This window comes from Caulobacter segnis, from assembly GCF_029543125.1.
Lineage (GTDB): Bacteria > Pseudomonadota > Alphaproteobacteria > Caulobacterales > Caulobacteraceae > Caulobacter > Caulobacter segnis_D.
Genome location: NZ_JARQWW010000004.1, coordinates 419,698 through 433,542, shown reverse-complemented (window position 1 = coordinate 433,542; position 13,845 = coordinate 419,698). Strand labels below are relative to the sequence as shown.

At 66.8% G+C, this 13,845-nt stretch carries 11 protein-coding genes; 9 read left to right on the top strand and 2 right to left on the bottom strand.

Features of this window, described 5'->3' with window-relative positions:
* Positions 1-29: 29 nt before the first annotated feature.
* Positions 30-2,036: a hypothetical protein gene (locus tag P7B02_RS14785; protein WP_277787108.1), complete on the bottom strand. Its 2,007-nt coding sequence runs from the start codon at positions 2,034-2,036 to the stop codon at positions 30-32.
* Between the two features lie 173 nt (positions 2,037-2,209).
* On the opposite strand from P7B02_RS14785, the gene P7B02_RS14780 reads away from it, so the two are divergent.
* Positions 2,210-3,667: a helicase HerA-like domain-containing protein gene (locus P7B02_RS14780; RefSeq protein WP_277787107.1), complete on the top strand. Its 1,458-nt coding sequence runs from the start codon at positions 2,210-2,212 to the stop codon at positions 3,665-3,667.
* A 123-nt stretch (positions 3,668-3,790) separates the two neighbouring features.
* Here the strand turns inward: P7B02_RS14780 and P7B02_RS14775 are convergent, their stop codons facing one another.
* Positions 3,791-4,516: an aspartate/glutamate racemase family protein gene (locus P7B02_RS14775; RefSeq protein WP_277787106.1), complete on the bottom strand. Its 726-nt coding sequence runs from the start codon at positions 4,514-4,516 to the stop codon at positions 3,791-3,793.
* Positions 4,517-4,577: 61 nt separating this feature from the next.
* Here P7B02_RS14775 and P7B02_RS14770 point away from each other — a divergent pair, with 61 nt between their 5' ends.
* From P7B02_RS14770 to P7B02_RS14735, 8 genes are all read left to right on the top strand, one after another.
* On the top strand, positions 4,578-4,907 hold the full coding sequence (locus P7B02_RS14770) for an Mpo1-like protein (protein WP_277787105.1): 330 nt from the start codon (positions 4,578-4,580) through the stop codon (positions 4,905-4,907).
* A gap of 380 nt (positions 4,908-5,287) precedes the next feature.
* Positions 5,288-7,273, top strand: a complete 1,986-nt coding sequence (locus P7B02_RS14765; RefSeq protein ID WP_277787104.1) for a M10 family metallopeptidase — start codon at positions 5,288-5,290, stop codon at positions 7,271-7,273.
* 54 nt (positions 7,274-7,327) lie between these two features.
* Positions 7,328-8,284: a 2-hydroxyacid dehydrogenase gene (locus P7B02_RS14760; protein WP_277787103.1), complete on the top strand. Its 957-nt coding sequence runs from the start codon at positions 7,328-7,330 to the stop codon at positions 8,282-8,284.
* Positions 8,285-8,340: 56 nt separating this feature from the next.
* Positions 8,341-9,312 (top strand): ArsR/SmtB family transcription factor, encoded by a 972-nt coding sequence (locus P7B02_RS14755; protein WP_277787102.1) that lies wholly within the window; start codon positions 8,341-8,343, stop codon positions 9,310-9,312.
* Complete coding sequence (gene metF / locus P7B02_RS14750) at positions 9,309-10,262, top strand: methylenetetrahydrofolate reductase [NAD(P)H] (protein WP_277787101.1); 954 nt, start codon at positions 9,309-9,311, stop codon at positions 10,260-10,262. Before P7B02_RS14755 ends, metF begins: the two co-directional genes overlap by 4 nt.
* Positions 10,259-11,113: a subclass B3 metallo-beta-lactamase gene (bla, locus tag P7B02_RS14745; protein ID WP_277787100.1), complete on the top strand. Its 855-nt coding sequence runs from the start codon at positions 10,259-10,261 to the stop codon at positions 11,111-11,113. Before metF ends, bla begins: the two co-directional genes overlap by 4 nt.
* Positions 11,110-12,174, top strand: coding sequence for a homocysteine S-methyltransferase family protein (locus P7B02_RS14740; protein ID WP_277787099.1), 1,065 nt, complete (start codon positions 11,110-11,112; stop codon positions 12,172-12,174). Before bla ends, P7B02_RS14740 begins: the two co-directional genes overlap by 4 nt.
* A 57-nt stretch (positions 12,175-12,231) precedes the next feature.
* A complete protein-coding gene (locus P7B02_RS14735; protein ID WP_277787098.1) occupies positions 12,232-13,830 on the top strand; it encodes a flavin monoamine oxidase family protein in 1,599 nt (532 codons plus the stop codon).
* Positions 13,831-13,845 lie beyond the last annotated feature (15 nt).

Below are 13,845 nucleotides of genomic sequence, written 5' to 3'. Positions count from 1 at the left end.
GACGTTCACGGTTGCACGGTTGATCGCCGTCAGCCGGCGTAGCTGTACTCCGGGCGGCCATAGTCGCCCACGAGATCGACACGATAGGCCGAAGACCCGTCGGCGAGGTCGGTGAGGTAAGCCGCGTTGGAAAGTGCGTACATTCCAATGTCCGCTTTCTCAGCCTCAGCCAGCAACCAGCCGACCATGGCGGCCTTCGTTCCTACGCCGTTCGGACCGTCGCCTCCGTAGGATGCGAAATACTGCGCCCGCGACATGACCGCGCCATTGACGGTGAAGGTGGGATCCAGGATCGCCTGGACCTTCGCGTCGCTGGGTGTCCCGCCGAAAATCTCCGCGTAGGCGGATCGCGTTGCTTCGAAGAGGGTCTTGCCGCCGTACTCGGCTTCGAAAGCGGCGCGGCCTTCGCCAACCTTGCCCAGGTTGACGGCGAAGTTGATGTACCGGTTCTCCAGATTGAAGGACTGGTAGTAGGCCCCATTGATGTTGTTGGGGTTCGGGCCTGTCGGTGAGACGAGGTAGTCTAGGCCGCCTTCGGTGGGCGTTCCGTCAGTGAAGAACTGATAGCTGAGGGTAGCCACCGAGGTGGTGGCGTCGGCCGCCTGGACCACGATTTCATTCGCCCTTGCTTCACCCTCGGCGTCGCCCGCCGCGTAGGACAGGGCGGCGTCCAGAAAGACCGCACCAGCCTTGCCGTCCAACTGGGTCTGGCGCAGGACAGTCGTGACTTTCTGCGGGACTTCGGGATCGGCCGCCTTGAGCTCGTCCCGGGAGGCGTACAGCACCGTGTCGGCGAACTGGAAGACGCGGACGCCGATGTACAGGTCCGTGCCGTCTGGCGAGCCCACACGCTGGTCGATGAGGTAGAAGGCCGAGGCTTCCTGGCTGTCGCTGAGTTCGTAGTCTGTGGACTTGCCGGAAAGGCGCGCTGTCGCATTTCCGCCGTAGGCATAGACGCGATCGTCGCCGCCGCCAGCGATCACCAGGTCGAAACCTTCGTTCGCATAGATGTTGTCGTCGCCGTCACCCCCGTCGAGGATGTCGTCTCCGACCTCACCGTTGAGGAAATCGTTTCCGCCGCCGCCAATGATGCGGTCATCGCCCGCCCCAGCGTAGACGGTGTCGGCTCCCGAGCCGCCTACGAACCGGTCAGCGCCGGCGCCGGCGGATAGGGTCGCTCGCTCGATGTTGACAACCGAGCCGCCGCCAAAGGCTTGCGCCACCCCGGCGGCGCTGAGGCTGATGTCGATGTCGAGCGCCGCACTCATGTCATTGGCGTACAGGTGAGCGTGGTCGGAACCTAGGCCGCCGTCGATATGGTCGCCGCGCCAGCCGTAGAGGGAATCGTTTCCATCGCCGCCATCAAGGAAATCGACATCCGCATCGATGGTCGATCCATAGGGCGCATTGGCCCGGCCGCTCCAAAGGACGTCGTTTCCGCCACCGCCGTAAAGCCGGTCAGCGCCTTCACCCCCAGCGAGAACATCCGCGTAGATCCAGCCGGAGATGATGTCCGCGCCGGATCCGCCCGTGATGACGCCTGCCTCGATGTTCTTGAACCAGCCTCCTGGGAAGCCAGGCGTGTTAGGGATGACAATGACGGGAACACCAGCGGCGCTGGCGGCCACATCGATCTGAACGCCGCGCGTCAGCAAGCGCATGTCGAGGGTCAGGGTGTCGAACCCGGCGGAGCCGTCGATTTCGTCCTCGGGACCGCCTGTCAGGTAATCGTCGCCAAGGCCCCCGAAGAGGATGTCGCGCTCACCGGCTTCATCCACGGTGTTGAAGTGGCCGTAGAGCCTGTCGGCGCCGTCGCCGCCGTTCAGAACGTCCCTGCCCTCGCCGCCCCAAAGGGTGTCGCTGCCCGAGCCGCCGTTTAGCTGATCGTCGCCAAGGCCGCCGCTTAGATTGTCCTGCCCATCCAAGCCGTTCAGGAGATCCGCGCCGGCGAGGCCGTCAATCACGTCGTTCTCGGCGATGCCGCTCCGGTCGCCGTCGAGGCGATCGTCGCCCGAAGTTCCATAGATTGTGGCCACACACTTGCTCCAATTTGGCGGAGCGGCGGTATGTAGAATTAGAATGGAGCTGATTTAGGACGTGATCTTGTTCAATGGCTTAGCTTTCGGGATTTGTATTCCAGTGTGAGCTTTGCTTGGTATCTCTGGACAGCAGGCTAAGCTGCGGCTCCAGACGCCAGGGAGGCATGCGTATGACCGACGTCATGATCGGCTTGTCGGAAAAGCCGGAGGGCCTGCGCCTTGATCGCGCCAACCGTCACGGGATCATCGCCGGGGCGACGGGGACGGGGAAGACCGTCACCTTGCAGGTGCTGGCCCAGGGCTTTTCCGACGCCGGGGTGCCGGTGTTCACCGCCGACGTGAAGGGCGACCTGTCGGGCGTGGCGGCGGCGGGGGCGCCGAACGAGAAGATGCTGACCCGCGCCGCCGAGATGGGCGTGACCCTGGCGCCCGCCGCGGCGCCGGTGGTGTTCTGGGACCTGTTCGGGGAGAAGGGCCATCCGATCCGGGCCACCATCTCGGAGATGGGGCCGACCCTGCTGGCGCGGCTGTTCGACCTGAACGAGGTGCAGGAAGGCGTGCTGCACATCGCCTTCGAGGTTGCGGACCGCGAGGGGCTGCTGCTGCTGGATCTGGACGACCTGCAATCGGTGCTGGCCTATCTGGCGGAGAACGCCAAGGAGATCGGCCAGGTCTACGGCAATGTGGCGCCGGCCACGGTGGGGGCGTTGCAGCGTCAACTGCTGACCCTGCGCAACCAGGGCGGGGAGGCGTTCTTTGGCGAGCCGGCCCTGCGCCTGGTCGACCTGATGCGGACGGACCCCCAGGGGCGCGGCTATGTGAACGTGCTGGCCGCCGACAAGCTGATCGCCAGCCCGCAACTCTACGCCACCTTCCTGCTGTGGCTGATGAGCGAGCTGTTCGAGGAGTTGCCGGAGGTCGGCGATCCGGAGAAGCCGAAGCTGGTCTTCTTCTTCGACGAGGCGCACCTGCTGTTCCGCGATGCGCCGAAATCGCTGTTGCAGAAGATTGAGCAGGTGGTTCGCCTGATCCGGTCCAAGGGCGTGGGCATCTACTTCGTCACCCAGAACCCGGCCGACGTGCCGGACAGCGTTCTGGCCCAGTTGGGCAACCGGGTGCAGCACGCCCTGCGCGCCTACACCCCGTCCGAGCAGAAGGGGCTGAAGGCGGCGGCGGAGAGCTTCCGTCCCAATCCTGCCTTCGACACCGCAGAGGCGATCCAGAATCTGGGCGTGGGCGAGGCCCTGGTTTCGGTGCTGGACGAGAGGGGCGCGCCGACCGTGGTGGCGCGGACCAAGGTGCGGCCGCCGAACTCCCGCATCGGGCCGGCGACGCCCCTCGAACGCGATGACGTGCAGGCGCACAGCCCGGTGCGCGGGGTCTATGATGAGCCGATGAACCGTGTCTCCGCCCACGAGATGCTGCAGGACCGCGCGGGGGCGGCGGCCAAGAGCCAGAAGCCGAAGGCGCAGGTAGAGCAGCGGGAGGAGAAACCCCGCGCCGCGCCACGCCGATCCAACCGCCAGTCAGCCGGGGAGGCCTTCACCAAGTCCATGCTGCGCACCATCGGCAGCCAGTTGGGCCGGGAGCTGATCCGCGGGGTGCTGGGGGGATTGAAGCGGCGGTAGGCCTTCAAATCCTCCCCCGCTGGGGGAGGTGGCCCGGAGTGCCGGAGGGGGACGGCTGAATCAGAGGCGCGCTCCAAGCCCCCTCCACCGCTTCGCGGTCTCCCTCCCCCAGAGGGGGAGGATCTATGAGCGCATCCCCAACGCCCGATCACAGGCCGCGTGGGCGTGGATGCTCGTCGTGTCGTAGACCGGCACGACGCTGTCTTCCTGGCCGACCAGCAGCATGATCTCGGTGCAGCCGAGGATGATGGCCTCGGCCCCCGCCTCGACCAGGCGGGCGATGATCTGGCGATAGGCCTCGCGCGAGGCCGGCTCGATGCGGCCGGAGATCAGCTCCTGATAGATCACGTCGTGGACCACCTTGCGGTCCTCGGGCCAGGGCACGATCACTTCCAGGCCGAAGCGCTCGGCCAGGCGGCCCTTGTAGAAGTCCTGCTCCATGGTGAAGGCGGTGCCCAGCAGGCCGACACGACGATGCCCGTCGGCGACGATGCGCTCTCCCGTGGCGTCGGCGATGTGCAGCAGGGGCGCGGAGACCGCCGCCTCGATGGCCGGGGCCATGCGGTGCATCGTGTTGGTGCAGATGACCAGGAAGTCCACGCCGCCGGCCTCCAGCCGCTTGGCGGCGTCGATCATCAGGTCGGTCAGCTCGTCCCAGCGGCCGTCATGCTGCAGGGCCTCGATCCGCGAGAAGTCGAAGGACCACATCAGGCATTGGGCCGAGGCGGTCTGGCCCAGCGCCTCACGGGTGCGCTGGTTGATGATGCGGTAGTATTCGGCCGAGCTTTCCCAGCTCATGCCGCCGATCAGGCCGATGGTCGGCAGGGCGTCGTTGAAGGCGGTGGTCATGTCTTGCCGATCACGGGTTGATGTCCGATCCTCTCCCTAAACAAGACCGAGGAAACGATCCATGGGCGTCGCCCCCACACCCGCCGACGGCGAACGCTATCGCAGCTTCGGCGAGTTCTACCCCTTCTACGTTCACGAGCATTCCAACCGCACGAGCCGGCGGCTGCACATCATCGGCACCGGCTGCTCCATGGCCCTGGCGGTCTCGGCGGTGGTGCTGCGTGACTGGCGGTTGGGCCTGGCGGCGCTGGTCTGCGGCTACGCCTTCGCCTGGGTGGGGCATTTCTTCTTCGAGAAGAACCGACCGGCCACCTTCACCTATCCCCTGTGGTCGCTGATGGGGGATTTCCGCCTGTTCTTCGAGACGGTGAGCGGCAAGCGACGGTTCTGAAGGTGTGGCCGGAAGGCCTCATGCGCATCTTTGTGTGCGCTGCAGCATTCAGGAACTCTATCGCGCGCGGCAAAGTCAAAATGCCGCATTGCTTGCCTTATCCGCTCCCTCCGAGAGGCGCGCCCGTCAAGGTTGCGAGCGGTAACTCTCGCTAACCGTTACCGCGCAAGGGATTCTACCTGGGATTGGCAGTCGGTTGCAAATGCTATTATAGCAACCTGTGCGATAGTATCTTTACTAGAGCAACTAACACTACTTCTAATGGTCGTGTTCGACTGCTACATCCGGTCGCTGTGTAATCTTGTATAAATCTTGCTAAAGGCACGCTCGTTTTCTGCGTGCTCCTGAAGAGACACGTGTTGAGCCTCCCGGAGCATTCAGTGGCTTTCGACCAAGAGTGGCAAACCTGCGGCTGCGCGGCATGCGCTGCCGGCCTGACCGCGCACGAGACGATCTCGGCGGGTGACGGAACCCTGTCGGCCGCGGCGGCGAGCAAGCCCGTCTGGTCCGCCAACCAGATCATCACTAACTACGACCGCAATAATCTGAGCTGGTCGAGCGGCACGGTGCTCTACAGCTTCATGAACACCGGCACGAGTTCGGTGGGCGCGGACTTCAAGGCGCTCACGGCCGAGGAGCGCATCTACACCCGCGCGGCCTTCGACCTGATCGCCGACGTGATCAATCTGAAGTTCGTCGAGACCGTCGATGACGGTTCGAGCAACGGACGCATCCGTTTCGGCTCCGACAACGGCGCCGAGGACTTTGAGTGGGGCCACGCCAGCTGGCGGCGGTCGGGCAGCGATCTGCGCTCGGTCGAGGTCTGGCTGAACCCGGACGCCACGGCGGAGCGCAAGTGGTTCTTCGGCGGCTACAACTTCATGGCCCTGATGCACGAGATCGTGCATGGCCTGGGGGCGCTGCATCCGGGCGACTACAACGCCAACGGCGGCAAGATCACCTACGCCGACCACGCCACCTTCATGCAGGACAGCCGGCAGTACACGATCATGTCGTACTTCCAGGCGTCCGAGACGGGCGCCGACTTCCTGTTCGACGCCGACAACGCGATCTATTCGGGCTCGACCCTGCTGCTGCATGATGTGGCAGGGCTGCAGGCCATGTACGGGGCCAATATGAGCACCCGGGCCGGCGACACGGTCTATGGCTACAACAGCACGGCGGGCCGGGCGTCTTACGACTTCACCCAGACCAAGCAGCCGATCGTCACCCTCTGGGACGGGGGCGGCAACGACACCCTGGACCTGTCGGGCACGAACCTGGTCTCGCGCATCGACCTGAACGCCGGCGCGTTCAGCGACGCCCTGTCGATGACCAAGAACATCTCGATCGCCTATGGGGTGACGATCGAGAACGCCCGCGGCGGCGGCGGCAATGACTCCATCACCGGCAACGCCGCCGACAACAAGCTGGAAGGCCGCGGCGGCAACGACACCATCGACGGCGGCGCCGGCACGGACACGGCCGTCTATTCAGGCGCGCGTGCCAACTACAGCTGGACCGCCAACGCCGACGGCACGATCACCATCCGCGACCTGCGCAGCGGCTCGCCGGACGGGACCGACACCCTGAAGTCGATCGAGAAGCTGCAGTTCACGGACACGACCATCACCCTGTCGGGTGGCGGGGGCGCGACGCCGAGCGTTTCGCTGGACGTGGCCTTCGCCAACATCCTGCGCCATGCGCCGGCCACGGACGCCGAGAAGGCGCTGCTGAACAGCCTTACGTCGCAGGTCGCCATGGGGACGATCAGCCAGGCCCAGGCCTATCAGCAGATCGCCGATGCGGCCGCCGGGACCACCAAGGTCGCGGCCCTGGCCTATCAGTTCTTCGTGGGCTCCACACCCAGCGAAGGCGGCATGGACTACCTGCTGACCAGCGCCGGCGGCAACGCCAACCACCTGAACAGCGCCTACTACACCAGCTTCAATGTCGAGAACCGCTACATCAATTTCGCGGTGAACCTGGGCAAGATGGGCGAGGGCAAGGCCGCCTTCCAAACGGCCTACGGCGCGCTCAGCTTCGATGAAGCGGTGTCCAAGGCCTATGCCACCATCTTCGGCTCGACGCCCACCGCGACCAAGATCGACCAGATCGTCGATGCGAACGTCGGCGCCGGCATGACGCGCCTCGACTATTTCGCGTCCTATGGCGGCGACCATGAGCTGGGCGCCAAGGCGGCGATGGTCGGCTGGCTGCTGACCGAGGCCGAGAAGGCCGGCGTGGGCGTCTACGCCAAGGCGGTGGACGCCTATCTGATGGATCTGGCCGACGGGGCGGCGTTCGGGGTGAACCTGATCGGCGCCTACGGAAGCTCCGCCTTCGTCTATTCGGACCTTGGCTGACACCTGTCGGACGCTCTAGCGTTGGGTCATAAGAAGACGCAACGAGGAGCGCCCATGGCCGAGACGACCGAAAAGCCCTGCATCCTGCTTTCGCACGAGATGCTGATGCCTCTGCAGGCGATGCTGGAGGCGACCTACGAGGTGGTGCGGCTGTGGGATCATCCCGACACGCTGGGCTTCCTGTCGGGTCCGGGGCTGAAGGTCCAGGCCATCGTCCATGCGGGCGAGATGCCGCTGCCCACCGACCTGCTGGCCGAGATGCCGCGCCTGGGCCTGATCGCCTGCGTCAGCGCCGGTTATGACGGCGTGCCGATGGCGTGGTGCCGCCAGCACGGGATCGCCGTGACCCATTCCACCGGCGTCAACGCCGAGGACGTGGCCGACGTGGCCGTGGGCCTGCTGATCGGCGCCTGGCGAGGGATCGTCGAGGGCGACCGCCGGGTGCGCGATGGGCGCTGGGGGCCGGGCGACCGCATGCATTCACGACGTTCGCTGCGCGGCCGCAAAGCCGGCGTGGTGGGCCTGGGCCATATCGGTGACGCGACGGCGCGCCGGCTGGAGGCGTTCGGCATGACCGTCTCCTGGTGGGGCCCCAATCCCAAGGAGAGCCGCTGGCCGCGCGCGGACAGCGTCATGGCCCTGGCCCGGGACAGCGATGTGCTCGTGGTCGCCTGCCGCGCCACACCGGAGAACAAGGGGCTGATCTCCGCTGCGGTGATCGAGGCGCTGGGGCCGCAGGGCTGCCTGGTGAACGTGGCGCGCGGCTCGGTGATCGACGAGGACGCGATGATCGCCGCCCTGAAGGACGGCAAGCTGGGCATGGCCGCCCTCGACGTGTTCGAGGAAGAGCCGACGCCGCCCGCGCGTTGGGAGGGCGTGCCGCACACCGTGCTGACGCCGCACCTCGCCGGCGCGACGGTGGACGCCATTCCGCAGATGGTGGGGCTGACGGTGGAGAACCTGCGGGCCTTCTTCCATGGCGAGCCCTTGCCCAGCCCGGTTCAGGAATAGGGCCTCCAGCGCACAAATTGCTTGCCAAAAGGACATAAAGATATCTTTATGTCTCCATGTCGATCAGCATGGCCCAAGTGGTGGAGATCTTGCGCGCGGCGGGTGAGGACACCCGCATGCGGGTTCTGGCTCTCCTCGCCCAGGAGGAGCTGTCGGTCCTGGAGCTCTGCCGCATCCTGGACCAGAGCCAGCCGCGTGTCTCCCGTCACCTGAAACTGCTGGCCGAGGCCGGGCTGGTCGAGCGTTTCCCCGATGGCGCCTGGGTCTTCTACCGTCTGGCCGCCCATGGGCCGGGCCGGGCCATGGTGGACGCCGCCCTGGCGCCCATTGATCCCGCCGGTTCCGAGGCGCGCGCCGACGCCGAGCGCCTGGGCGAGGTGCGGGCCGAGCGCGCGGCCGAGGCCAGCGCCTATTTCGCCCGCAACGCCGCGCGCTGGGACGAGATCCGCTCGCTCTATGTGGCCGAGGCTGACGTGGAGAAGGCGATCATCGCCGCCGCCGGGCCGGGACCGTTCCGGGGTCTGGTGGACCTGGGCGCGGGCACTGGCCGCATGTTGACCCTGCTGGGCCGCAAGGCGTCGAGCGCCCTGGGCCTGGATCTGTCGCAGCACATGCTCAACATCGCCCGGGCCGAGACGGCCAAGGCGGGGCTGGACCATTGCGAGCTGCGCCACGGGGACATTTTCTTCACCCGCCTGCCGGACGCATCCGCCGATCTGGTGACCGTGCATCAGGTGCTGCACTATCTGGGTGATCCCGCCGCCGCCGTGGCCGAAGCCGCGCGGCTGGTGGCGCCGGGCGGGCGGTTGCTGATCGTCGACTTCGCCCCGCATCGCCTGGAGTTCCTGCGCGAGGCGCACCAGCATCGCCGCCTGGGCTTCTCCGACGCCGAGATGCTGCGCTGGCTGTCCGCCGCCGGGCTTGAGGGCCGCGTCGAGGCCGACCTGCCGCCGGCCAAGGACGGCGGTCTGACCGTGAAAATCTGGACGGGCCGCCGTCCGGCTTCAGTACAAAGGAGCGCCGCATGAGCGCCGCTGAACCCCGCCGCGTCATCGGCCCCGTGGCCCGCGCCGCCGAGCGCGCGCAGTCGCGCCTGAACGTCTCGTTCGAGTTCTTCCCGCCCAAGACCGAGGCCATGGAGGAGACGCTGTGGAGCTCCATCCGCCGGCTGGAGCCGCTGGGCCCGTCGTTCGTGTCCGTAACCTATGGCGCCGGCGGTTCGACCCGTGAGCGGACCCACCGCACGGTGCGCCGCATCCTGGACGAGACCAACCTGCTGCCCGCCGCGCACCTGACCTGCGTCGGGGCGAGCCGTGAGGAAGTGGACGAGGTCATCCGCGAGTACTGGGCGGCCGGAGTGCGCCACATCGTGGCCCTGCGCGGCGACCCGCCGCCGGAAGAGGGCGGCTCGGGCGTGGGCGGGGTCTATACGCCGCGTCCCGACGGCTATCAGAACGCCACCGAACTGACCGCCGCCATTCGCCGTATCGCCCCGTTTGAGGTGCTGGTCGGCGCCTATCCGGAGAAGCACCCGGAAAGTCCGTCCCTGGCTCACGACATCGACGTGCTGAAGGCCAAGGTGGACTCCGGCGCGACCCAGGCGATCAGCCAGTTCTTCTTCGACATCGACGCCTTCCTGCGCTTCGTGGACAAGGCGCGCGGCGCCGGGATCGCCATCCCGATCATCCCGGCGATCATGCCGGTGACCAACTTCAAGGGCCTGAAGCGCATGGCCGCCGCCTGCGAGGCGACGGTGCCCGGCTGGCTGGCCAATCTGTTCGACGGGCTGGACGACGACCCGGACACCCGCCGCCTGATCGCCTGCTCGGTGGCCGCCGAGATGTGCGCCAAGCTGGAGGAGCAGGGGTTCAAGGACTTCCACTTCTACACCCTGAACCGCGCCGATCTGGTCTACGCCCTGTGCCGCGTCCTGGGCGTGCGCGAGCCCGCGCCGTCGCCGTCGGAGGCCGCGGCATGAGGATCGCTCTCGCCACGCTCGCCCTGACGACGGCCTTGTCCGGGACGGCACTGGCCCAGGGCTGGCCGGCCGCGTGGACCAAGCCGGCCGCGCCTTACCGCATCGTCGGCAACGTCTGGTACGTGGGAACCGAAGGCATCGCCTCCTACCTGATCTCGGGCTCGCAGGGGCATATCGTGATCGACGGCGGCATGCCGGAAGGCGCGCCCCTGGTCGAGGCCAACATCCGCAAGCTGGGCTTCAAGCTTGAGGACGTGAAGATCCTGTTGAACACCCACGCCCACATCGACCACGCGGGCGGGCTGGCGCAGTTGAAAGCCGACACCAAGGCCAAGCTCTACGCCGCCAAGGGCGACGAGGAAGGCCTGGAGAAGGGCGCTCACATCGGCGACAGCGAATACGGCGGCGCGACCTTCCCGCCGGTGAAGGTGGACCGCACGATCAAGGACCTGCAGGTGGTGAAGCTGGGCGAGATCGCCGTCACCGCCCACGTCACGCCAGGCCATACGCGCGGCTGCACCACCTGGACCTTGCCGGTGGTGGAGCGGGACCGTCCGCTGAACGTGACCTTCTACTGCTCGACTTCGGTGGCCGGGAACGTGCTGTTCGGAAACAAGGCCTATCCGCAGATCCTGGCCGACTACGAGGCCAGCTTCGCCAAGCTGCGGCTGATCCCGACGGATGTGTTCCTGCCGAACCATCCGGAGTTCGCTGACCTGCCGGGCAAGCGCCAGCGGCAGATCCGTGGCGAGCCCAATCCCTATATCGACCCGGCCGAGATGGGCCGCTTCATCGACGCCTCGCAGCGGGCGTTCGGGCAGGAGCTGGCCAAGCAGGAGAGACGCCGATGACCCGCGCCGAGCGCATCGAGGCCCTGAAGGCCGCCGCCAAGGAGCGCATCCTGATCCTGGACGGGTCGTGGGGCGTGATGATCCAGCGCCGCGGCCTGGACGAGGCGGACTTCCGCGGCGACCGGTTCACCGAGCACAACGGCCAGATGAAGGGGAACAACGACATCCTCTGCATCACGCGTCCGGACATCATCGCCGACCTGCACGACCAGTATTACGCGGCGGGTGCGGACATCTCCGAGACCAACACCTTCAGCGCCACGACCATCGCGCAGGAGGACTACAAGCTCGACGCCCAGGCGGTGCGCGACATCAACCTGCAAGGGGCGCGTCTGGCCCGTGAGGCGGCGGATCGCTGGACGGCCAAGGAGCCGCACAAGCCGCGCTTCGCCGCCGGCTCCATCGGTCCGCTGAACGTGATGCTGTCCATGTCGTCGGACGTGAACGATCCGGGCGCTCGCCGCGTCACCTTCGACCAGGTGTACGAGGCCTATCGCCAGCAGGTCGCCGCCCTGCACGAGGGCGGGGTGGACCTGTTCCTGATCGAGACCATCACCGACACCTTGAACTGCAAGGCCGCGCTGAAGGCGATCAAGGACCTTGAGGACGAAGGATACGAGCCGTTGCCGATCTGGATCAGCGGCACCATCACCGACCGCTCCGGCCGCACCCTGTCGGGGCAGACGGTGGAGGCGTTCTGGAATTCGGTGAAGCACGTGAAGCCCTTCGCCATCGGCTTCAACTGCGCCCTCGGGGCCGACCTGATGCGGCCGCACATCGCCGAGCTGGCGCGGATCGCGGACACCCTGGTGGGCGCCTATCCGAACGCCGGCCTGCCCAACGCCATGGGCCAGTACGACGAGGAGCCGCACGAGACCTCGCACATGCTGCACGAGTGGGCGAAGGACGGTCTGGTGAATCTGTTGGGCGGCTGCTGCGGCACAACCCCTGATCACATCCGCCATGTGGCCGACGAAGTGCGCGGAATCGCGCCACGCCAGCCTCCTGAACGTGCGAAAGCCCTCCGACTCGCCGGACTGGAGCCCTTCGAACTCGCCTGAGGCAACCTGCCGGAGTCAGCCTCTCCCCGATCATTCGATCTGAAGGGGAACAGCGTCATGGCTACGAGTAGAAGGAGTTTTCTAAAGCGTATCGGCGGCGTCGGCGGGGCCGGAGCCGCGTTCTCGGCGATGACCGCCCTGGGCCTGATGCCCACGGAGACCTTCGCCGGCATGCCCGAGCTGTCGAAGACGGCGGGGGCGGGCAAGAAGGTGGTCATTCTCGGCGCGGGGATCGCCGGGCTGGTGACCGCCTTCGAACTGGAGAAGGCCGGTTTCGACGTGGTCGTGCTGGAAGCGCGCGACCGGGTCGGGGGCCGCAACTGGACTGTGCGTGGAGGCGACAAGATCGAGATGGTGGGGGAGGAGACGCAGGTCTGCAGCTTCTCGGACGGCCTCTATCTGAACGCCGGTCCCGCGCGCCTGCCCAGCCATCACAAGGCGATCCTGAGTTACTGCCAGCAGCTAGGCGTTCCGCTCGAGGTGGAGGTGAACTCCAGCCGCAGCGCCTACATCTGGTCCGAGAACGGCTGTGGCGGCAAGCCCGTGGAGATGCGCCAGGGCCTCAATGACACCCGCGGCTATGTGGCCGAGATGCTGGCCAAGGCCGTCAACCGCGGCGCGCTGGATCAGGAGCTGACCGCCGACGACAAGGAGCGGCTGATGCCGTTCCTGAAGATGTACGGCGACCTGTCCGAGGACATGACCTTCAAGGGGACGGAGCGTTCGGGCTTCGAGACCTTCCCCGGCGCCGCCGACCAGTTCGGCAAGCATCGCGCGCCCCTGCCGATGAAGGACCTGCTCGCCCACGAACAAATGCGCGCCACCCTGTTCGAGGAGAACATCCACCAGCAGGCGGCCATGTTCCAGCCGGTGGGCGGCATGGACGCCATCCCCAACGCCTTCGCCAAGGCCATCCGCAGCCCGATCGTTCGCGGGGCCGAGGTGACGGAGATCAAGAGCCGCAACGGGGTCCAGGTCGTCTACAAGGACACCAAGTCCGGCGTGGTGAAGACCGTGGCCGCCGACTATGCGGTGGTCACCATCCCGCTGGCCCTGGTGGCCAAGATGAAGACCGACTTCGACCCCCAGGTGACCAAGGCCGTCGCCAGCGTGCCCAACGACTACTCCAACAAGATCGGCTTCGACGCGCCGCGCTTCTGGGAGAAGCAGGGCATCTATGGCGGCATCTCCTTCGTGGGCGGCGAGACCTCGCTGGTCTGGTACCCGAGCGCCAATATCTTCTCCGAGCGGGGGATGTTGCTGGCCTGCTACGGCTCCGGCCCGCGCGCGGCGGCCTTCGCCAAGCGCCCCCTGGCCGAGCAGATCGCGATCGCCCGGGCGACCGTGGGCAAGCTGCATCCGGGCCAGGAGGCGGCGCTGTCGCGCGGCGTCGTCGTGAACTGGAGCAAGATTCCCTACAACATGGGACCGTGGCCGCGCTGGTCGGGCCAGCAGGGGCAGGAAGGGCACATCGACGGTCCCGAGTACCGCCTGCTGAACCAGGCCGCCGGCAATGTCTATTTCGCCGGGGCGCACCTGTCGCAGACCCCCGGATGGCAGGAGGGGGCGATCCTGTCGGCCCACCGCACCATCCGCTCCCTGGCGGAGCGGCAAAAGCACGCCGCCCTCGTCAACACCGCCGCAGCCGCGGCCTGAGCCAGAACTGGAGAC

Bases quoted from the DNA above. Each gene is read 5' to 3' on its own strand.
- P7B02_RS14780 (WP_277787107.1), top strand. From the start codon at position 2,210: ATGACCGACGTCATGATCGGCTTGTCGGAAAAGCCGGAGGGCCTGCGC.
- P7B02_RS14775 (WP_277787106.1), bottom strand. From the start codon at position 4,516: ATGACCACCGCCTTCAACGACGCCCTGCCGACCATCGGCCTGATCGGC.
- P7B02_RS14770 (WP_277787105.1), top strand. From the start codon at position 4,578: ATGGGCGTCGCCCCCACACCCGCCGACGGCGAACGCTATCGCAGCTTC.
- P7B02_RS14760 (WP_277787103.1), top strand. From the start codon at position 7,328: ATGGCCGAGACGACCGAAAAGCCCTGCATCCTGCTTTCGCACGAGATG.
- P7B02_RS14755 (WP_277787102.1), top strand. From the start codon at position 8,341: ATGTCGATCAGCATGGCCCAAGTGGTGGAGATCTTGCGCGCGGCGGGT.
- metF (WP_277787101.1), top strand. From the start codon at position 9,309: ATGAGCGCCGCTGAACCCCGCCGCGTCATCGGCCCCGTGGCCCGCGCC.
- bla (WP_277787100.1), top strand. From the start codon at position 10,259: ATGAGGATCGCTCTCGCCACGCTCGCCCTGACGACGGCCTTGTCCGGG.
- P7B02_RS14740 (WP_277787099.1), top strand. From the start codon at position 11,110: ATGACCCGCGCCGAGCGCATCGAGGCCCTGAAGGCCGCCGCCAAGGAG.
- P7B02_RS14735 (WP_277787098.1), top strand. From the start codon at position 12,232: ATGGCTACGAGTAGAAGGAGTTTTCTAAAGCGTATCGGCGGCGTCGGC.